13 protein-coding genes are annotated in these 21,059 nt (G+C 49.5%); 9 read left to right on the top strand and 4 right to left on the bottom strand.

The annotated features are described in order from the left end of the window. The first annotated feature begins 206 nt into the window (after positions 1 to 206). Positions 207 to 2,882, top strand: a complete 2,676-nt coding sequence (locus ACO6V1_RS07420) for a hypothetical protein (protein ID WP_422466345.1) — start codon at positions 207 to 209, stop codon at positions 2,880 to 2,882. 235 nt (positions 2,883 to 3,117) lie between these two features. Here the strand turns inward: ACO6V1_RS07420 and ACO6V1_RS07415 are convergent, their stop codons facing one another. Both ACO6V1_RS07415 and ACO6V1_RS07410 read right to left on the bottom strand, forming a co-directional pair. Next, a complete protein-coding gene (locus ACO6V1_RS07415) occupies positions 3,118 to 6,246 on the bottom strand; it encodes an efflux RND transporter permease subunit (protein WP_422466343.1) in 3,129 nt (1,042 codons plus the stop codon). Between the two features lies 1 nt (position 6,247). After that, entirely contained in the window at positions 6,248 to 7,477 is a 1,230-nt protein-coding gene (locus ACO6V1_RS07410; RefSeq protein WP_422466341.1) for an efflux RND transporter periplasmic adaptor subunit, read from the bottom strand. 612 nt (positions 7,478 to 8,089) lie between these two features. Here ACO6V1_RS07410 and ACO6V1_RS07405 point away from each other — a divergent pair. From ACO6V1_RS07405 to ACO6V1_RS07385, 5 genes are all read left to right on the top strand, one after another. Then, complete coding sequence (locus ACO6V1_RS07405) at positions 8,090 to 8,812, top strand: response regulator (protein WP_422449188.1); 723 nt, start codon at positions 8,090 to 8,092, stop codon at positions 8,810 to 8,812. 11 nt (positions 8,813 to 8,823) lie between these two features. Beyond that, the gene (locus tag ACO6V1_RS07400) at positions 8,824 to 10,215 is read left to right on the top strand and encodes an ATP-binding protein (RefSeq protein WP_422449186.1); all 1,392 of its coding nucleotides are present in this window, start codon (positions 8,824 to 8,826) and stop codon (positions 10,213 to 10,215) included. Next, on the top strand, positions 10,208 to 10,909 hold the full coding sequence (gene nfi / locus ACO6V1_RS07395; protein WP_422466339.1) for a deoxyribonuclease V: 702 nt from the start codon (positions 10,208 to 10,210) through the stop codon (positions 10,907 to 10,909). Before ACO6V1_RS07400 ends, nfi begins: the two co-directional genes overlap by 8 nt. After that, positions 10,878 to 11,501, top strand: a complete 624-nt coding sequence (locus ACO6V1_RS07390) for a hypothetical protein (protein ID WP_422449182.1) — start codon at positions 10,878 to 10,880, stop codon at positions 11,499 to 11,501. The genes nfi and ACO6V1_RS07390 overlap by 32 nt, the downstream gene beginning before the upstream one ends. 167 nt (positions 11,502 to 11,668) lie before the next feature. Further along, a complete protein-coding gene (locus ACO6V1_RS07385; protein WP_422449180.1) occupies positions 11,669 to 12,715 on the top strand; it encodes an ankyrin repeat domain-containing protein in 1,047 nt (348 codons plus the stop codon). Between the two features lie 15 nt (positions 12,716 to 12,730). Here the strand turns inward: ACO6V1_RS07385 and ACO6V1_RS07380 are convergent, their stop codons facing one another. Both ACO6V1_RS07380 and ACO6V1_RS07375 read right to left on the bottom strand, forming a co-directional pair. Beyond that, positions 12,731 to 13,435 carry a hypothetical protein gene (locus ACO6V1_RS07380; RefSeq protein ID WP_422459402.1) on the bottom strand — a complete coding sequence of 235 codons (705 nt, stop codon included), beginning with the start codon at positions 13,433 to 13,435 and terminating at the stop codon, positions 12,731 to 12,733. 117 nt (positions 13,436 to 13,552) lie between these two features. Then, positions 13,553 to 16,372, bottom strand: coding sequence for a hypothetical protein (locus tag ACO6V1_RS07375; protein ID WP_422449177.1), 2,820 nt, complete (start codon positions 16,370 to 16,372; stop codon positions 13,553 to 13,555). Positions 16,373 to 16,718: 346 nt separating this feature from the next. On the opposite strand from ACO6V1_RS07375, the gene ACO6V1_RS07370 reads away from it, so the two are divergent. The 3 genes from ACO6V1_RS07370 to ACO6V1_RS07360 all read left to right on the top strand — a co-directional run bounded on the left by ACO6V1_RS07370 (position 16,719) and on the right by ACO6V1_RS07360 (position 21,019). Further along, entirely contained in the window at positions 16,719 to 17,708 is a 990-nt protein-coding gene (locus tag ACO6V1_RS07370; RefSeq protein WP_422449175.1) for an ankyrin repeat domain-containing protein, read from the top strand. Between the two features lie 192 nt (positions 17,709 to 17,900). After that, a complete protein-coding gene (locus tag ACO6V1_RS07365; RefSeq protein WP_422449173.1) occupies positions 17,901 to 19,541 on the top strand; it encodes a hypothetical protein in 1,641 nt (546 codons plus the stop codon). A 17-nt stretch (positions 19,542 to 19,558) separates the two neighbouring features. Continuing rightward, positions 19,559 to 21,019, top strand: coding sequence for a hypothetical protein (locus ACO6V1_RS07360; RefSeq protein WP_422466337.1), 1,461 nt, complete (start codon positions 19,559 to 19,561; stop codon positions 21,017 to 21,019). The last annotated feature ends 40 nt before the right edge of the window (positions 21,020 to 21,059 follow it).

Genomic DNA, 21,059 nt, shown 5'->3' with positions numbered 1-21,059 from the left:
GCTACTTAACAGTCGTGCTTTCTAAACACCGTTATGAATAACCGCTCCAGTAAATGTCGCCGACAGGTATCATTAAGTCCTTATTTTTTCTCCGTGATAACGCCTCATTTTTGATCTGGCCCGGGTCAGGTTACATCGATAGGGAACAAAAAAGGCTTTACGTTGTCAATATTAAGAAATATTCGCGATTATAAAAGGTAATGGTTATGGAAAATATAAAGCCTTCTGCTGGCAGTGCACCTGGCGTGGTTACTTTTGAAAAGCAATTTCCGGCAGCAGCCAAAGACAATAATGCCAGCAAGACCATTGACTCCGTCGGTCCGAATGTTATTGAAAGCAGAAAAAAAATACCGGTGGAAGACCCTGTTGAAAAAAAGGGTGGTAAAGGACTGGCTAAGAGAAAGGTTGTCCGTCATAAAAAATTTTCCGAAGTAAAAAATTTTGATGAATTAATGCCTTTTAGTGTCAAGACCCTCCGAAATATGGAGTTTTCCTATGACTTTGCTGGCTTTACACCTAAGTCAATGAAAGATCTCGAGATTATGGAGCATTTTCGAGAGGATGTTGCTCTTTTTGAGGAAATGGTGACGAATGAAAGAAAAAAGGTTGGTAGAAAATCGAGTGACCGAACATTTGCAAAAGAAAATCGTGAATTGCTTAGAGATCAGTTGTTTCTTTTGAAACAAGAATACTTCGCTCTGTGCCACAAACGTTTCAAACCTGTATCCAAAACAGTGTTAGATTTACACTTTGTGTCGTCATTGCGTTGTGGTGATGAGCCAGACGAAAACCAAATCGAACGTCTCGCAAATAAGTATGGACAAAACATCAGTGATTTGGTCCAGCTGTTTCAGTCGAATGCTCTCAATGGTGATCGTTTGTCACAGCACTGGCAGGTCTTCATGTCACAATCCATGGAGTTTCTGAATGTCTGTGACAGTATGGCCGATTTGAATAGCCAGATCCCGATCAAGCCTGATGGTCTGCTTAGCAAGGATGTGGATATGCATAATCGGTATATTGACCTGATATCCAGTGTCAGTGACACTGTCGGTTTGTCTCTGATAAAAACCCTGGATGATGCTGTCAATCACTATCCACATTTGAAAGAAAAAGCAGACCTGAATCGAGGATCAGCTTCTGCTGTTAAAGGTTTCAGCAATTGGTTAAATTCAGCGTCGGACAAACCAGACCCAGACCTGTTCGATTGCTATGAAATTCCCCAAGTGATACAAATGATCAGTGCTTCACTGTGTATTGGCGAATTTGCCACAGCACTCAGGCTGTTAAGCAAGTTTATTAACCTGATTGATGGCAAAATTGATGGCATAAATGCTGAAATGGACGATATCGAATGGTTGTTTTATCTTGCATCGAAGGCATTAGCGTGCCTGGTTTGCATCAACTTGTCAGACATTGACAATCAAAAACTTATACATATCGAAACAACCAAAAAGTCGTTTAAAGACGCGATGGAAAAATTTAAGCAGACGTTTTCCCTGTCTAAAGCTGAGTGTGCAAATCTTGATGACTGTTTTCAACGATTCATAGAAGGGCCCTGCAGAGATATTTTACTGATGCATGCCCTGAAAGCAGAAGAATCCGCCATGCAAATAAACAGTCTGATCAGTGAAGAAGAATCTGAGAAAGCCAGGAAAAAATCGGAGATCAGGGGGAAGCTTAAACGAAAAATGACCAGGGGCTATGGTTACCGGAAACCGGTGCAGCCAAAAGCACCTGTACCCGCAGCTCAGTCGACAGCCCGACAAGATTCACCAACCCCACCACGGGAAACACCTTTGCCACAGGGGGTGCAGGATGCGGTAAAGGCGTTTATTGCTGATCGACCAATGGCTGAGGTCAAGGCAATGATTCAATCAGTGGTTGATGATCCCGAGAGTACGCCTGTGGTTAAGGCTGAGTCTTATTTCGCTCTTGCTGATATGCTTGATAGAAAAATGAATAAAGAATTTGACCGGATTATCACTCATACGTCCTTTATTTATTCCTATGGGCAGTTAATACGAGCAGGTTTGACGCCGTCGCCCACTTTGGGTATGGAATTCAAAAAGGCCATGCAGGACGTTACTGATATAACGAAGATTTGTGGTTGGCTTGATAATGTCAATGATGCGCTGAGCACCTTGTCGGGATTAATTCTTCGGACTGATGGGCTGGACAGGGAATTTCTGGATGAGCTGGCATCTTTGCATGAGCGTGTCGGGATAGAGGTAGGGCTGGTTAGTGAGATTGAAGCCGCTTTTGATGAGATTAAAAGCATCTGGAGTGAACGGTTCCAGTTTTTGAAAAGAAACAACAAGTTGCCAAAAGGTCGAAAAAAACCTGTACAAGATCGGCAAGATCAATCACAAATGGACACCTTCAATCTGTCACAATTGCAAGAGGCCTGGGGTGAACTGAAAAGGCAGGTAAACCCGTTGAAAATGACACTGGAAAAAACCGGGGAGGATATAGACAGGCATCGTATTTCCAGACTGGCAGACTGTGAGCAATGGGAGGCTGGCGGTGATGATGATTCCTCACGCGCTGCCAATGATGATCCAGAGGTGGCAGCTGCGCTTGTCAGAGAGGAGGTTCAACGGGCGCAATTAGCAGGCAGTTGCTACGGGCCTGAATGCTGGTCAAACTTTACTCTGGAGGACTGGTTGCCAGGCAGTGCGCTGCCCGACAGACATCCACTGACATTGATGGCCGAGGCATTGCACAGACCTCTGTCGGTCAGGGCTGGTGGGCAGCAATGGCTAATTAGAGAGGATGGCACAGCAACCATCAAGCCAGGAGCCATTCCGAAAAACTCATTGAACCTGACGGTTGATGAGCTGGCCGATCCACTGATGCCTCATAACAGTAGTGCTTTATAAATACCGTTATGAATAACCAGCCAGCGATCTGGTACCTGGTTTTAATGAGTTTGACGTGTACGATCTCCGTTCACCCTGAGCGGAGTCGAAGGGTACTTGGCACGATCTATCAGAGTCCGGAGTTTCCGGTCTTCGACAGGCTCAGGACGAACGGTATGGGTAACCGTTGAACACTGTGCCAATCACCCTTCGATTCCCGGTGAACGGAGATTGTACACAGCATCTTCTGGTTCAATTAACTATTTGCCTTGTCAGGATCAAAATGCTCACGCACCCTTTGCAACAGTAAATAAAACACTGGAATCAGCAGAGTGCCAAAGATAGTGGCCGCCAACATACCGGAGCTCACCGTGATACCGATGATCTGTCGGCTGGCGGCACCAGCGCCAGTGGCAAGCACCAGCGGCATTACCCCGAGAATAAAAGACAGTGCAGTCATCAGTACAGCACGGAAGCGCAGGCCAGCGGCATTAATGGCTGAGTCAAAAATACTGTTGCCTTCCCGACGTTGAACCATGGCAAATTCCACGATCAGAATCGCCGTTTTTGCCGCGATACCAATTAACAGCACCATCCCGATCTGGGCATAGATGTCATTGGCCAGCACCGGATTCCACTGTCGCATGATATTGATTCCCACAAAGGCACCAAAGGTAGCAATAGGCACGGCACTGATGATGGCCAGTGGCATGGTCCAGCTTTCGTATTGGGCGACCAGGAACAGGTAGGCAAACAGGAAGCAAAGCGCAAACAGGATGGGTGCCAGGTTTCCTGCTTCGATTTCCTGTAAAGACTGACCTGACCAGGAATAGGTATACCCCTGGGGAAGGTTCTCAGCCAGTCGGGCCATTGCCGCAATGGCGTCACCGGAGCTGTAACCCGGAGCAGCCTGACCACTGATGCTGGCGGATTGATACAGGTTGTAATGACCGATACTGCTTGGGCCCAGCACGGGTTTCAGGGAAGCAACCGTGGTCAATGGCACCATTTGTCCCTGACTGTTACGGACATAGAACTTGCTGAGGTCAGCCGGTCCGGCCCGGTCAGCACTTTCAGCCTGCAGGTTGACCTGATAGTTCTGGCCAAACAGGGTGAAGTTATTCACGTACAGTGAGCCCAGCTGGGTTTGCAGCGTCATGAAAATCTCGGATAACGATACATCCTGGGCCTTGGCTTTCTGACGATCCACTTCCAGCAGGTATTGCGGCACATTGGCCTGCCAGGTTGAGAACACCCGGGCGAGTTCCGGCTGCTGGTTGGCCTGGTAAATCAGGCCATTCATGACCTGGCTTAGCTCTTGGGGTGAGCGTCCCATGGTGTCTTGCAGCCGGAAGTCAAAGCCACCGGATGACCCAAGACCCGGAATGGGTGGGAAGGCAAAAGCCATGACCTGTGCTTCTTGCAGCGACCACAATTTAGCCTGGGTTCTTTGCAAAATGGCATCCTGATGCAGCTCAGGGCTCTGTCTCTCTGACCAGTCATCCAGTACGACAATGGCCATGGCCGCATTACTGCTGGCACCGCTGAAGATACTAAAGCCGGAAATGGTGATAACGCTATCCACCCCTTTTTCAGAGCGAATCTGGTCGGTGATGCCCCCCATTAATTCCTGGGTGCGATTCAGTGAAGCCGCATCCGGTAGCTGAATGTTGACCGCAAAGAAGCCCTGGTCTTCACCGGGGACGAAGCCGCCGGGTGTGGTGGTAAACATAAAGCCGGTACTGCCCAGCATCACCGCCAGAAGACCAACACCCAGAATGGAACGGCGCAGTAAAAGTTTTACCCAGCCCTGGTAACCCCCGGTCAATTTGTGAATCAGGGTGTCTACCGGCTTCAGCCAGACAATCTGGTCAAGACTGCCTTTTTTCAGTAACACTGAGCACAGTGCGGGGCTTAAGGTGAGCGCGTTGACCGAGGAGATCAGTACCGCGACAGAAATGGTCACGGCAAACTGGGTATAGAGGCCTCCGGTAATGCCCGGCATAAATGCCACGGGTACAAAAACCGCCAGCAGTACCATGGTGGTGGCAACAATGGGGCCGGATACCTCTTTCATCGCCTGGCGGGTGGCCTCTTTCGGTGCCATGCCTTCTTTGGTGATCAGTCGTTCAACGTTTTCAATCACGACAATGGCATCGTCTACCACCACACCGATGGCCAGCACCAGGCCAAACAGGCTGATGGTATTGATGGAGAACCCCAGTACCTGCATGACCGCAAAGGTACCAATCAACGACACCGGGATAGCGATGGCGGGAATTAGCGTTGCGCGCCAGTTCTGAAGGAACAGGAAGACCACCAGGATAACCAGAAGTACGGCTTCAAACAGTGTTTTGACCACCTCATTGATGGACTCGGAGATAAACTCTGTGGTGTCAAACTTGATGGTATAGTCCATGCCTGCGGGGAAGTTCTTCTTCAGCTCTTCCATCCGGGCTTTTACGCCTTTGGCCACGTCCATGGCATTGGCATCCGGTTGCTGGTAAACAACCAGGAATGCCGTGGGTTGTTTGTTCAGCCGTGCATCACCCTGATAGTTCTGGGAACCAAGTTCCACTTTGGCAATATCTTTAATGCGGACAAAAGAGCCATCCGGATTTGCCCGGATAATGATATTGCCAAAAGCGTCAGGGGATTCCAGCTGTTCCCGGGTACGAATCGTATAGGTAAATTGTTGATCCGGCTGATTGGGGGATTGTCCCAGTTGTCCGGCGGGAACAATGGCATTCTGCTCATTAATGGCATGACTGACGTCGGAAGTGGTGACACCCAGTGCCGCCATCCGGCTGGGGTTCAGCCAGACGCGCATACTGTAGGTCATGGCACCCATCACCTGGGCCTGCGCTACGCCATTGATACGGGTCATTGGGTCTAACAGGTAGTTACTGGCGTAGTTGCTCAGGTAGACCTGATCAAACTTGCCGGATTCCGACACCAGGTTAACCCCGAGCAGCATATTGGACGACTGTTTTCGTACATTGATGCCCAGTCGGCGCACCTGTTCAGGCAAACCCGGTTCGGCAGCGGCGACCCGGTTTTGCACGTTGACCATGGCGATGTCCTGGTCGGTGCCGGAATCAAAGGTGACGGTGATGGACACACTGCCATTATTGTAGGCTTTGGAGTCCATATAAATCATCCCTTCAACCCCGTTAACCTGCTCTTCAATGGGGCGCATAACCGCAGACTCCAGGGTTTCTGCATCGGCACCCGGGTAGGTGGCGTTGATGGTTACCTGGGGCGGCGTGATTTCCGGGAACATACTCACTGGCAGTGTTGTCAGCGAGATCAGACCGACCATGGTGATCACAATCGAGATGACGAATGCGAACTTGGGCCGGTTAATAAAAAACTGGCTGATCATCTCAGATATCCTGCTCCTGTGGCTTGGCGGAAGCGGGTGATGAAAGCGTACCGGTGGTTGGGTCTACATTAACCAGGGTTGGCGATACTGTGCCGCCCGGGCGCACTTTCTGCAGGCCCTGAACGATAATCTGTTCACCTTGCTTAAGGCCTGAGGTTACGGCCCACATGGCATTGATACGACGACCGACTTCCACCTGTCGGGTTTCAACGACATTTTCCGGCGTGACAACCAGGACAAAATAGCCGGACTGATCCTGCTGAACTGCGGCCTGGGGAATCAGGGGCATGGGCATTTTCTGATGGCTTTCTGCCTGCAGCGTGACGTAGAGGCCCGGCAGAATAATACCCTGAGGGTTCGGGAAGGTGGCTCGCAGGGTCAGGGTACCCATGGTTTCATCGATCTGGGTGTCGGCAAAACTGAAGGTGCCTGGCTGGTCGTATTCAGTGCCATTGGGCAGTCTGAGAGAGAGTTTGAACCTGCCTTTTTCTTCGACCTCAACGCTGGCTTCCTGCGCCGTTCTGGCTCCGGGGTGTTCGGCCAGATGGCTGATCAGCTGTCGTTCATCCACCTGAAAGGTAACATAGATTGGATCCATGCTGGTCAGCGTAGCCAGAGGCTGGCTGGTGGGACCCACCAGATTGCCAACACTGTAGGTTGATTTGCCAATTTCCCCTTTGAAGGGTGCGGAAATTTGCGTGTAGCCAAGATTCAACCGGGCTGTTTCCAGATTGGCTTCTGCTGCTTCCACTGCGGCCACCGCCTGGGCTTCCGAGCTGGTTTTATTATCGTAGTCAGCCTGACTGATCGCTCCCCGTTTTACCAGATCCCGGCTACGCTCAAGGTTTTTCCGGGCGTTGATAAGGGAAGCTTTGTTGCTTGCCAGCTGGGCCTCGGCACCTTTGAGGGCGGCTTCAAATGGTGCCCGGTCAATTTCGTAAAGCAGCTGGCCCTGTTCAACCATACCGCCTTCCGTAAAGTTTCTTTTGACCAGAAAGCCTTCTACACGAGCACGGATGTCTACCTCATTGATCGCTTCTGAACGGCCAATGTATTCATAATAGTCGCCTACTTCCTGATCGATTACACTGAAAACCGATACACCGGGTGGCGGCATTTGATGTTGCGGCTGCTGCTCCTCCGAGCAACCGGCCAGAAGGAAAATAGAGGTGGCTAAAGCGCCTATCGGAAGCCATTTTCCGAGTTTACGATCAGTGATGTTAGCGATCATTGATAGCTCCGTACTGTTTGCATTCAGCAAAATACCTGCCACTTATTTGTCTTTGCAAACGTCATAACCTGTTAGGGGAAGAAGGTATTGGCGGTCTTAAGTATTAACCTGTATGACTTCAGGGGAAGGGAGTGTGCCTTTGGCTTTATATAGGGAAATGCCCCGTGCAAAGCGCCGAACACTATACAGGGTTATGTACTGTGACGGATAGTACGAGGTTCATCCATCCAGAGCTATGTGGAAAACCACTATTGGCGAATCCTTTACTGTTTAAAATGGAATAAGTCAGGGCTTTACACTGCTTTTACCGGATCTATTGACCCGATTGAGATGCAAGTCAATACACTGAATTCGAGATTCAGAAACAGTGATCAAAGTCGTCACTGTTTGGGGCTGATGTGTTGTCTTGCCGCTGTTTCACTAAGCATTGATGTTTGATGAATGATATGATGTCCCGCGCTTTTGGCAAGCCTCTTTATTAAATCAATGAGCAGAGGCAGCCAGAAAACCCGGGCGGGGGGGAGACTGGCCATACCATCAGTTACTTTACGAGCTGTACCTTTAACCCCGCTTTCCCCCAAGGCGGGGTATTTTTTTTATGGAGCACATGCTATGAGTCACTCTATAAGTACAGGCAAAACCAGTGCCAGGCTGTTGCTGATTGATGATGATATCGAGCTCTGTGAATTGCTGGTGGAATATCTGGCCACAGAAGGGTTTACGGTCTCTGCGGTTCATGATGGTGAAGCCGGGGTTGATGCCGCTCTGTCCGGGATGCATGACCTGGTGCTGCTGGATGTCACTTTGCCGAAGCTGAACGGTTTTGATGCCCTGAAGCAGATACGCCAGCAATCGGACATCCCGGTTCTGATGCTGACTGCCCGTGGCGATGATGTGGATCGGATTATCGGTCTGGAAATTGGCGCGGATGATTATTTGCCCAAGCCTTACAACCACCGTGAACTGGTGGCCAGAATCAAGGCTATTCTGCGCCGTGGTCGCACACCATTGATTCCGGAAGGGACCAGCCGAACCCTGCAGATTGATGATATTGCCCTGAATCTGGCCAACCGTGAGGCCGCCATTGCCGGTGAACCACTGGAGTTGACCGCCACTGAATTTCTGGTGCTGAAAACGCTGATTGAAAAGGCCGGTGAACTGATTTCCCGGGATGACCTGACCCAGATCGCCCTTAACCGTAAGTTGACACTGTATGATCGGGCCATTGATATGCATGTGAGTAATGTGCGCAAAAAGATTGGTACCCGGCCTGACGGCAATCCAAGGATAAAAACCGTGCGTGGATCTGGTTACTTTTATATTCTTCCGGGCTGATGGGGTTGCCAGTGCGAGTTAAAATCCCCGGGCTGGTGGTCTGGCCATGGCACAGTGTCTTCTGGAAGATTTTTCTGTGGTTCTGGCTGACCATGATTGCCATGCTGGTGACGCTGTTTCTGGCCTTTGCCATCACCGTGGACCCATCGGACTTTCTGTCCGAGCGGCGGGCGCTGTTTCGTGAGCTGGAAATAGCGGCCCGCAAAATGGAGCTGCTTTCCCGTACTTCCGTGCACTTACCCATTCCCCGGTTCCCCGGCAGTGGTTACTACCTGTTCGATACTGAGGGCAATATTCTGGGCAGTGCGTCGATCTCTGAAGAGTTGATTTCTGCCTACAATAAAACCCGGAACCTCAGCGATCCGACCATTACCTTTCGCCGAGGGGTGGTGGTGGTCGGCCCACAGCGAATTACCCTGAATGATGCCCCCTACGAACTGTACCTCACCAAGGAGATGCCAATGCTGGTGCACTGGCGGGTGCAGCAGGTTATTGCACGTCAGTGGCATCTTATTATTCTGGCGTTGGGTGTCAGCTTCTTTCTCTGTGTGGTTCTGGCCCGCTACCTGGTGGGGCCGATTCGGAACTTGCAGCGGGCCTCCAGAAAGCTGGCCCGTGGCAACCTGAGTGCCCGGGTGGGCGGCAAGGTTGCCAGACGCCGGGATGAACTGGGTGAGTTGGCCAGGGATTTTGACCACATGGCGGAGCAGGTCGGGTCTCTGGTGTTCAGTAAAGAACGGTTGTTGCGGGATGTCTCCCATGAGTTAAGGTCGCCGTTAACCCGGTTGCAGATCTCTCTGGCGCTGGCCAGACGGAAAACGCCGGATGCCGAGGCAGAGCACGCACGCATCGAACGGGAGATAGAACGCCTGGATCAGTTGATCGGGCAGATCATCCACTTTTCCCGTATTCAGCATAATATGGCCAATATGACCTGCGAGAAACTGGCTCTCGAAGGTATGCTGAAAAAGCTGGTGGACGATGGTAACTTTGAAGCCCAGGCCCGTGACAAGGCCGTGGTATTGAAAGAGACCGCTAAAATTGAGCTGGTGGTTGTGCGAGAGTTTCTTTCCAGTGCGGTGGAAAACATCATCAGGAATGCGATCCGTTTCACTCCGGAAGGTTCGGAAGTTGAGGTGCGACTGTTTCGGGAAAATGATGTGGCACTGATTCGTATTCGTGATTATGGGCCGGGGGTGCCTGAAGAGACCCTTGACGATCTGTTTGAACCCTTCTTCCGGGTGGATGAAACCCGGGGTAAGGAAAATGATGGAACGGGTCTTGGCATGGCGATCGCCAGTACTGCAGTATCACAACATAACGGCTCCATTGCTGCCCGCAATGCCCACCCGGGTCTTGAAGTGACCCTTCGTCTTCCGTTAAGGAATGGGTTGAGTGTCTGACTTTGCTGACCTTCGCTGGGACTTGTCCTATGCCGAAGCCATATCCATGCAAACGACACTGGCCAGTCAGGTGATCCAACAGGATGACCTGCCTGAAATTACCCGTGTTGCCGGTGTTGATGTGGGCTTTGAGGATAACGGGCGGGTAACCCGTGCCGCCGTTGCGGTTCTGGCTTTTCCCGCTCTGGAGCTGCTGGATTACACCATTGCCAAAGTGCCGACCCGGATGCCCTATATCCCCGGGTTGCTGTCGTTCAGGGAATGCCCGGCGATTCTGGCAGCGCTTGGCCAGTTGCGGATAACGCCTGATCTGTTGCTGTGTGATGGTCAGGGAGTTGCCCATCCACGGCGCTTTGGCGTTGCCTGTCACGTTGGTGTGCTCACCGGGCTGCCCGCCATTGGGGTTGCCAAGAGCCGACTATGTGGAAACAGTGATACCCTGCCAGAGCAGAAAGGGGCCAGGGTTGAACTGCGGGATAATAATGAAGTGATTGGCAGTGTGCTGCGCACCCGAAGCGCAACCCGCCCACTGTACATCAGTATTGGCCATAGAATATCGTTGAACACGGCGGTGCATTATGTTGAATCATGTCTTACCCGCTTCCGGTTGCCGGAAACCACCCGTTGGGCAGATGCACTGGCTTCCAACCGGGGACAGGCGGTTGCCAGGGCCAACCAGATTCTGGCTCGCTAACGTTTTCTGCGCTCTGGCAGTTATTCTCCTGGGGGGCTGTGCAGGAAATGACCGGGAGGTTTACAGCCAGCAGCAGTTTCAGCAGCTGGTAGATAAAGGCTTTCTGTCACCACAGATTCGCAATCTGGATATGCTGCCGATGATGACGGTGCAGCTCTATCTGGACACGCCGCAAATTTTTCTTCAGGGGGATGGCAAGCCCCTGATGTTCCATATCGATGGCAAGGTGGATGCGGATATCTTTGGGGGGATGGTCACGGAAAAACTGCCGGTGCAAATTACCGGCTTCACCCAGCTGAGATATTCCAGGGAAGATGAGGCCATTTATTTTACTGAGATAGCGTTTATGGAGGCTCAGATCGACCTGGAAGTGGCATTGTTCAAAACCATGATCGTGGACAGCTTTCAGAAGGCATTGCTCAAAGAGCTGGCCGGGATGCCATTAATCTCGTTGGTCAAAACCCCGGAACTGGCGGCCACCATCGAATCACTTGCCAGACATAATGCTGATGGGCAGATTCAATTTGATATCCGCGAAGGCAGCCTGGTGATTGAACCGGTTCCGGGCCACAGTGATCGTTCTTCTGGCTAAAGTTTGTTCTGGCAGTCATCACTTTTCCCGGGAGCCTGTTGACGTTTTGTTACTCAGCTCGCAACTAAACGTCAACAGGTCCAATATACAGTTTTCATGCAAATGGTGTATCAGATCAATGCGTAAGCCCTATATTTTAATGATGTCCCTGATGAAGAGCAGACATCATGAACAGTATCAGCAATACGCCAGCTCTCAGGATTGAAACACCGGCAAGCCAATCTCCCCTCTCCGACACTGTTGACCAGGCCAGCAAACAACAAGATACCAGTCCCCATTACCAGACACCGACCGGACATGGGAAACGTAAAATTACGGTTCGGGACAAGCTGGACCTGGTCATGGCTGTCAGATCCGGACGCCGCAATGAAGTTGAACGGCTACTGCATAAAGGCGTGAACATTCGCAAAGAATGCTATTTGAAATATCAGGATTCCCCGTTGAAAACGGCTGTGAACCATCGTCGTATCAAGATTCTGGAATTGCTGCTGGAGCATGGGGCAAACCCTGACGATCATGCCGTTGGTGTCAAAACGCCGTTGAACTCTATCCTTCAAGAAAAGCCTATCAGTATTAAGGTCATGAAGGTATTGCTAAAACACGGTGCGAATCCTGACGCCAAGACCAAGGGACGCTACACCCCGTTGTTTTGGGCTGTCTACCATAGGCATATCAATGCCGTAAAGCTACTTCTGCAGCATGGGGCCGACACTAATAGCAGAAGCTCGGGCTACGAAACGCCACTATACAAAGCGGTGAGATTGGGGGATATCAAGATCGCGAAGCTGTTGCTGGAGTCCGGTGCGGACGTTAATGGCAAGTCAACCGGCTTGACCACCCCTCTGGCTATTGCGGTGCACACCGGAGGTTTAAGGAGTGTGAACTTGCTGTTGGATTATCATGCGGATGTTAATAGCGTCGATGGCGACAGGATAGCTCCCCTTGAGTTAGCTGCCTGGAAAAAGCGGGTTGATATTGCCTTTGAACTGCTCAGGTGTGGCGCTCGTGCGGATAAAAAGCTGACCAGAAATTTGGTCAGGAAGGTTATCCGTAAATATAAGATAAACCCGAAAACCACACCGCTGTCGCTCAAAGGTGCCAGCTTACGTGCCATTGGGAAACATCTCAATGGACGTGATCCGAGAGTTTTGCCTTTGCCCGAGGCCACACGGAAGGAATTGCGATTACAGAGACGAGGAACAATATTTCCGTGAATCTCGTCTTCCGGGTTAACTCGAAGGCTTGAAGTAACCCATCATAATATTGAAAGTATCCATGACCGGATAGAGCGGGTAGAACGTGCGCGGGCTGGCAAAGTTTCGGGTCAGGTCATATTTAAAGTCGCTGAGAATAAAGTCAGGAACCTCCGGAACCCATTGGTTTCCCGCTTTCCTGAAGGTGAACACTTCGCTTCTGGTCTGATAGCCGGAGTATGACTCCGGGAAGATAGTTAGTACGGTTACAATCTCTCCATCATCATCTGCCCGCATACGAAACCTGGGGGGCACATTAATTTCGTAGGCCCGGGAAATACCCACATTAAATTTTGATTTGGAAATAATTCGCACATAAAAATCCTGTGGACTCAGTTCATTGGCTTTTGCCCGTCCTTCAGGAAAAATAATTTGAAACAAATGACTTGAGTGATAGCGTTGCACCTGATGCTTTAACAGTTTTAATGCGTCTTCAGCAAAGAAACTGGCGAATTCGTCAAAGTCAAACGTGTTCAGGTTTCGAACCATCTCAAGAACAGTAGATTTAAGCGCTTCTTTATCTGCTTCAGATAGTGACGAATCCCCGTGCGGTTTTGGTGAAGTTATTTCTGCAAGGACCGGTTTGCTTTTGTCGTTGGTTTCTGCCCCACCAAGGCATGACTGGACGGTTACGAAAACGGCAATCATGCCAATAAGACATAATTGAATGACTCTGGACACTTGAACCTCCTGACAAACCAATATGGACATAAGATAGCCAGTAATTCCGGTTTCTGCAGGTAGAGATATGATTGCCAGAAAATATTATGGAAATGCAGATATCTGTAGCCATTGGTTTTAATCAGGGCTATCAGGACGTTGTTGCTCCGGTTCCTGGTCTGTGCTCGCCATGGGGTTATTGACCGTTGTCATATCCGTCATCTCTATCATCACCGGTTCGTCATGGTCATCGGATTCATACCCGGTCAGCACATGGTTCACAGGGCTGTCAGGGCTTTGCGGTTCAGGCTCCGGTTCTTTGCCTGCGCTTGCCATGGAGTTAGTGGCTTTTGTCATATCTGTCAGCTCCATCATCACTGGTTGGTCATGGCCGCAGTATTGATGCTCGGTCAGTACATGGTACACAGGGCTGTCAGGACTTTTCGGGTCAGGTTCTTCTTCAGCGTTCGTCGCAATAGAGCTTCTGCCCCCTGTCCCCATGTTCTCCTGAATGGCTGACAACGATTGATAATGGCTTTCGGGAGAAGTTGACAGCCGTCTCATGTCCCCTTGCCTGACTAACAATGGTTGATAATGGTTCCAGGGAAGAACAGGCAGCGGTCTTGAGTTTGCCTGACTGACTGACAACAGTTGCGGTTGGTGATGGTTCCGGGGGGGAGTAGATAGCTCTCTCTCAACCCGGGGCATATCGGGGGACTCCGGTATGGGTTCCTCACGGTTACGGTCAGCATTAGTCGATGATCTTTGGCGGAAATAGCGGTAGACGCACACACCGGTAACACCGGTCAGGATAAAAATTACGGTGCCCAGAGCGACGCCCAGGGTGATATAAGTTATGACAGTAGTACTTAGAGACTCCGCTAGCGGTGATGGTGTGGCAAATTTGGTAGCGCCCGGGCTGGCAAAGGTCATGTCGGATGCCGTGGCCACAGTTGTTTGGGGCTTTGTAATTGTGGCAGAACCCGTATCGGAAAAGGTCATGTTGGTGCTCGATACCCTGGCCCCCGTCTCTGTGATTAAGGGCGTTAGCAGGGCATTAGTACTGTTTAATGTGGTAAGACTGTAATTAGCGGCCTGACAATTCTGTGTTACCAGGCGGGGGTCAATACCTGCACAGAATTTATGATCCAGCCAGTCACGACACTCAGGGTCATTGTCCTGTTGCTCACCATTAATGCGGACATTACAAATAACAGAATCATCTCCTGCATTTTTATTCACAGAGGCATCTTTACCTGCACTGTTAAAGGTGCTGTTAACCACCACAGTGTTGGCGATATTTTTTGGATTAACGTTAAGTCCTACGAGAATACCGACACCGGCCCGTTTTGTGCCAATATGACAGTTCACTGCGGTCGTTTTGGTGACAGTCCCTGCATTTGCGCCTCCCGCACCAATACCGGCATATGCATGTTTGCCAGAGGTTTCCACCCGGCAGTTGATTGCCGTCGTGTCGGAAACATCGCTGTCTTCATGATGTCCCACCCCGATACCGGCATATGCAACGCCTGTGGCGGTTGTCACGTTGCAGTTCACGGCTGTCGTGTGTCTAACAGTACCTTTATTATTCGACGTTCCCGCCCCAATCCCGGCATCTGCATTATCATTGGCGGTTGCGACTGTACAGTTTACTGCTGTCGTGTCGGTAACCGTTCCTTGCTCAAGATATCCCACCCCAATACCCGCATCTGCACGTCTTCTCAATGTTTTAACATGGCAGTTCACCGCAATTGTGTTGGTAACCATTCCTTCCTCCGAATATCCCGCACCAATACCAGCACTTGCGTACTTTCCTGCTGTTTCCACATGACATTTTAACGCAGCTGTGTTGATAACAGCGCCTTTAAACTGATATCCCGCACCAATACCGGAGTGTGACTTGGCTCCGGAACTTTTTACCGTGCAATTCACTGCAGTCGTATTGGTCACAGTTCCTCCACCATTAATCTTGCCAACGCCAATAGCTGCGGGTGCATCGTTAGTGGTGATGTCAGCACCTTCAACCTGAATATTGCTGATCGTGGCATTACCTGACATTTCACAGGCTGCTACCCCGGCTGGATCGTTTGACCGTATACTGGTACCACTAAAGCCCAGGCGATCAATACGACCGCTCTCGGCCAACTCTCCTACCAGGCAGTGCGAGAGGCTGCGGATCATATGACCACCGCCGTCCAACTCGCCGGTAAATGGATGGGTTTTATTGCCAATGGGCTGAGTCAGCTGGCTACCGTCAATATCCTTAATCAGCCGATATTTTTTACTGCATGAATATTTCTCTGTATGGCAGACCTTGCCCAGAGTTTCGGCATCCGCCACTTCAACCGGGGTGTCAGGGCCGGATGCTGTTGACGCGCCTGCCAAGGAAAGGCTGGCCAGAGCGCCCAGTGCCAGAGGCATGTTTGGCAGCTGGCCTGCCCGGAGTGTCGTGGTCACGGGGTTATCGGGCTGTGGTCGTGGGTTCCGGGGGGCTTTTCCGGTTTTTTCTTTAGCGTTTTCCGGCGTATTCTCTCTTTGCGTGTCAGGTTCGGGTAGCAAACCGGCACGGGCTGTGAACGCGTTAAACTGATCCCTGGCAAACCGGGCAGCAACCGAAAGGTTGGCAAGATTGCTCAGCAGACTAATGATTTCTGAGGGCAGGCCGGTATAGCCAGATATTGCCCGTCCTGCCAGTGCGGTGTACTGCAGGAAATTACTGGCCTGGCCATCAAGGCCCTGAGGATCCATGTCGGCAGCAGGGCTTACGAAGCCTGGTACCGGTGGGCTGGAATTGGATAGATCAGAGAAAGGGTTCAACGACTGGAGAAGTGCAATACCCCCGGATTGGATGGTCACACCCAGCCCTCTCCATCGACCCTCCGGTTCTGTGGGCGGGGTTGCCACAGTTTGCGGGTCGATGGCAGTGCTTGTTGGGGGGACGTGCGATTGCCGTATCAAATCAGTACCTTATAACAAAGTTGTTTGCAGTGATATCAATTCACTGTCGTTACAGAGCAAACATCTATCTATAGGAATAGAACAGATAACTATAGGAATAGAACAGATAAGTCAGTGACGTTTAAGTAGTTAACCAAATGAAATCCTATTTTCTGAATAAGTGGACAGCCACTCCCGGCAACTGCTCCTGCGTTGTTCCTTGCATAGTAACTGCCCACTTAGCCAGAAACATACGATTCCATTTGGCCAACTACTTGATTTGTCTTTGTCGTGTAACCATTGCCGATTTCTAAACCGTTAATGGGGAGGAGATAATAGCCAGTGTAATAGTCATGGTAAGAACGGTTTGAATTACATCGACCTTTTTTTACTAAGAAAAGGCAGTTCTGTCCCTTTGCCTCCGCCAGGCTGTCAAGTCCCAGAATTATTTTCAAGAACTTTTACGTTGTTAATGTTGTCGAAAAATTGTAGCACGAAACAAACGCTGGCCAACTCAGAGTATTCAAGCATGATCAATCATCACTTGGCTGTCCGGCCAGATTTCCCCCAGTCTCTACCAGAAACCTCTGAAACATTGCCAACTGAGGCTTCGGTTAATTCTCTGTTGAGTACTCAGCAGTACCACCAGTTTGCCGGTAGCACTTTGAGAGAGCGAAACGTTGAATGCTCAGATCATTCGGAATCAGTAAAACGTGATGCTTCGAGAGATACAAGTGACACAGGGCCGATAATTTGGTGGTATCGATATCCTGAGGATCCATTCGAGGAGAGAGACGATATCTACAGATGGATTGCCAATGGGTCGAATGACAAAATTGTTGAACTGATAGATCAGGGGTTTAACCTGAACCAGCGCGATAGCTGCGATGAGCCACCGTTATTTTATGCTCTGAATTTCGGTTCTCTGGAAACAGTTTTGCTGTTACTGAAACATGGGGCGGACCCGAATTTATTCCGTGTTCGTCCCAGTTTTACATCCATGGGCAGTGGTGACTATAGTTTACGGGAGACCGACAAATTATCACGGTTGGTACTGCTGCTCAGTTATGGTGCCAAACTATTGGATGATAACAAAGCTTTCGGTGACATGTTTGAAGATAACCGGGTTTTCCGGCTTGCTGTCTATTACTTCTGGGGAAAATATTGTGAGGATCATGCTGGTCCCATACCCGAACCAAAATCGGTTGAAGAACTGAATCAGTTGGTTTTTAAGCTACCTGTTCTGCAAATCATGGCATATATTTCGTTGTTTAATGACGAACACGGGATCTTGCGCCGACCATCAGGCAACCTGCCCGCTAATTTACAGGAGTTTTTTGATTTTATTGGTGCCTGACTGTTGGCAGTGATATGGCATGGAGATTAACATTCAGGAATCTCCAGGGGTGGCCTGAACCTTCTCAGATGGGGGGGCAGAGTCATTAGACCACTTCATAAATAATGGTTCATGCCTCTTTTTTCTGAACTTTTTCATGTTTTTTAAATCTACATCGCCTTAATTGATCTGCTATTCAGAAGGCGAAATATTTTGGAATTTGGTGTTACAGCTAGAGTAATAGACTACCTGCGTCTGCCCGGTGATCATGTGCAGGATGCAAAACCAGCAGCAGTTTCTCTTCTTCGGGTGCGCTCAACAGATAATCTTCGTGGGGGAGAAGAAACCTGTAAAAAGTTGTTAGGCAGCAGATATTCCAGAGTTAAAAATGCCTACCCGGAAAGACGGGTTGCCAGGGAAGATTGCGCAGATGATTGTAAAGTCGAACCGCCACAATACCTTAGTGAAAAAGAATGTTTTACCTTGTCCCGATTGATCTGTGAGCGGTTAAGCAGTGAAGAAATTTTGGCAACAGGGAATGAAACATTTCTGAATTTCATAGATCAGGCTTTGCTTGATCTCAACTATCTTGATTCCTGGGTGGAGAAATTAATAGCGAACAAGAAAAAATTACCAAAACTGTTAGTCCGCTCATTCATTGGTAATATGATTGCGTGCCGATCATCTTATGCAATACTGGTCAGGGATTTGCTTACCTGTAAAAACTACTTTGAAAATAAAGTGTATGAGCAGGCAGGGCCGAAGGTCAGTGAGGGTTCAACACCCGATAAATATACTTCAAAGCAAGATGAGAGATGTTGTGTAGTTTATAAGCTGGCTTCAAGCTGGTCATATTTATTAAAGTACATGAGTCAATGCAATGAGGTAATGCCTGCCCCATCGTCAATCAGTGGTTTGGATTTACCGGATATGACGCACCCCTTTGATTTGAGAGAGCCCACACTGGGCTCCATCGCTGAGTTGAAAAGGAGACTGTCACAACTGAAGGGCTGCTGGCAGAAGCTTAACCAATGGTTATTGGCGTCACCAGCCAGGCTTTTTGTGAAAAAAGAGGACCACACTCACCATGTTATGTTGCGGGTTGATAGTCAATTTATTCCGGGAACGCTGGACTTGCAGGAATTAGTAGCCGGGGAAAAAACTGGCAGTGACCGGCGGGCAAAAGCGACAGAAAGTGCCCGGTGGCTGGTGCCTGAAAAGGTTTGGAGCTTTTCAGAGAAGGTTCCTTTAGCCGACGTTGCAGGCCAGGGTAGCCAAAGTGATTACGGTAATAAACCATTCGTTAATATAGAGCGTCCAGCAGCGTGCAGCTCAACCGGTAATACGAAATATGGTGTAGCATTAAAGTCCGCAGACTATCATTTGTATCAGCCGGTCATGAAGAAGCTGATGACTGACATTTGTGGAAGGAACATAAAAAGATTGAGCAGCTTGCAAGACAGGGTGCATTTTTTCCGGGATGACAGCAATGTTGAGCCACTGACAACGAATGAAAAAAAACTGCTGAAAGAGTTTGCTGAAGTGCTGGAGACTTCACGGATATGGTGGATAACTGAATCACCATCAGTGAGAAGTATTTTTGACCAGATTTTTCTGGCAGAAAAACATAAAAGCCCGCTGACAAAGGGCATGATGAGTGTGGTGACTAAATTGAAATCCCATGTCAAGCTGGGGCGTAGTCTTAGTAGTAATAAAGTTCTTGATAAACGACAGAAAGAATTTTTATCAGTGAGGCAGTTTTCACTGGGGGAGCGTGATTTAGGCCTGAAAACGTCTGAGCTGCCAAAGATAACGTTCACTCCTGGCAGTCCTGAACGTAAACCAAAAGTTTAATTATCCGGTGTTTACTTATGACTTATCCCACTTGGTCACCATTACCATCCACTTCACAACCTGTTGTCACAGCCGATCAATTACCGTTGTCGCCAGATCAGCAAGCCGCCTCTGCTGAAGTAGCCAGCTTTGACGCACGGCACGCTACCCTTGCATTATCTGAGCGTCTGCAATTGCAGCGGCAGGGGTATTCTGACCAGGATATCTGCGCCGCAGAAAAAACATTGCAGCAGCGGTCAACCGAACCACTGACGGTAGATCGCATTCTTCAGGAGCTGACAGACAGACGTGTTGATATAACCAGCACACTGAACAGCCTTGATGCGGCAGTCGACAACACTCCCGGCACTAATGCCAAGCTCCGTCTGGCAGGTCAGGTTATGAATTTCGCCCAGTCACTTAAAAAACGTGTGGATTGCGAATTTAACCAACATTTCTCCGCTGCGTGGCCAGACCGGCAAAAAGTGGCTGAGATGGTCAGCCAGTGGCCAGAGTCGCTGAAGGAGTCAGCAATCTATATTCGCTATGGGTGGCCAGTTTTGAAAGTTGGCAGAGGTGTTGATATTTTGTGTGATTTCAGGTCTGCCATGCAGGTTTGCAACAGTCCTGACGATCAATACGATGGTCTTCATCCACAGGTTCACCCTGATCTTTGGGCATGTTTTGATCCCGGGGATTTCAAGGATTATTCTGATGATGACTTTCGACGTGCTTTCAAAGAGAGTGCCCCAAAGTATCAGGCCCTGATTAGAAATCTGCCGGCAGATTTTCCGGTAATCAGTCGCAACGCGTACCTGGATTATCCGGTCTTTTTCCGTCTGGTGAGGGAAATCTGGCTTGACGCAATACATACTCGCAATACCGGAACCATGGAGAGAATCAGTCATTTGATGGTGTCATTTACAGATCACATAAACCGCAACAGCCATCGCTTCGGCAGTTACAACAACCACATAAAAGCACTGGATGACCAGTTATCGTGTAGCTATTCAATGAAATATGAAGAGTTGTCCGTTTTATTATTTCTGCTGGCAACGCACCCCCGTAGATGGAATGAAAACTATAGTTCTGTTTCCCGGCGGTTGATCCATTATGCTTTATCTGATCAGGAAAGTAAGCTGAAGACATGCCCTGTTACATGGGGAGCAGATCTGACACAGCAACTGAGTATCTGCTATTGGGTAGAGTCAAAGTTGATTCCGGATACCATCATGACCAAGCGTTTTCTGAGTGATATTGTGCAGTATATTGATAAGGATAACCGTAGATTCGGTTCACGCAATCTCTCGGATCAAGTTTACTGGACAGAGAGTGGCAGGCCGGGAAGGTACTTTGATAAAGAAACGCATCAGCTGCTGTCACCCATCATCGCATCGGACCCGCAAACATTATATCCGATGGAGGAAACCAGACAGGTGCTCACTGATTTCTACAGTGGCATTATCGGGACGTCCGGTGCTACTCCAGCAAATGGTTGAAAAGCACACCAGCTTTAAGTAGCTAACCATATGAAATCGA

Source organism: Endozoicomonas sp. ALC013 (genome assembly GCF_049310205.1).
Lineage (GTDB): Bacteria > Pseudomonadota > Gammaproteobacteria > Pseudomonadales > Endozoicomonadaceae > Endozoicomonas.
This window is presented reverse-complemented; position numbering and strand designations above follow the sequence as displayed.

Excerpts from the sequence above, each read along its gene's own strand:
- ACO6V1_RS07420 (WP_422466345.1), top strand. The coding sequence starts at position 207 with ATGGAAAATATAAAGCCTTCTGCTGGCAGTGCACCTGGCGTGGTTACT.
- ACO6V1_RS07415 (WP_422466343.1), bottom strand. The coding sequence starts at position 6,246 with ATGATCAGCCAGTTTTTTATTAACCGGCCCAAGTTCGCATTCGTCATC.
- ACO6V1_RS07410 (WP_422466341.1), bottom strand. The coding sequence starts at position 7,477 with ATGATCGCTAACATCACTGATCGTAAACTCGGAAAATGGCTTCCGATA.
- ACO6V1_RS07405 (WP_422449188.1), top strand. The coding sequence starts at position 8,090 with ATGAGTCACTCTATAAGTACAGGCAAAACCAGTGCCAGGCTGTTGCTG.
- ACO6V1_RS07385 (WP_422449180.1), top strand. The coding sequence starts at position 11,669 with ATGAACAGTATCAGCAATACGCCAGCTCTCAGGATTGAAACACCGGCA.
- ACO6V1_RS07360 (WP_422466337.1), top strand. The coding sequence starts at position 19,559 with ATGACTTATCCCACTTGGTCACCATTACCATCCACTTCACAACCTGTT.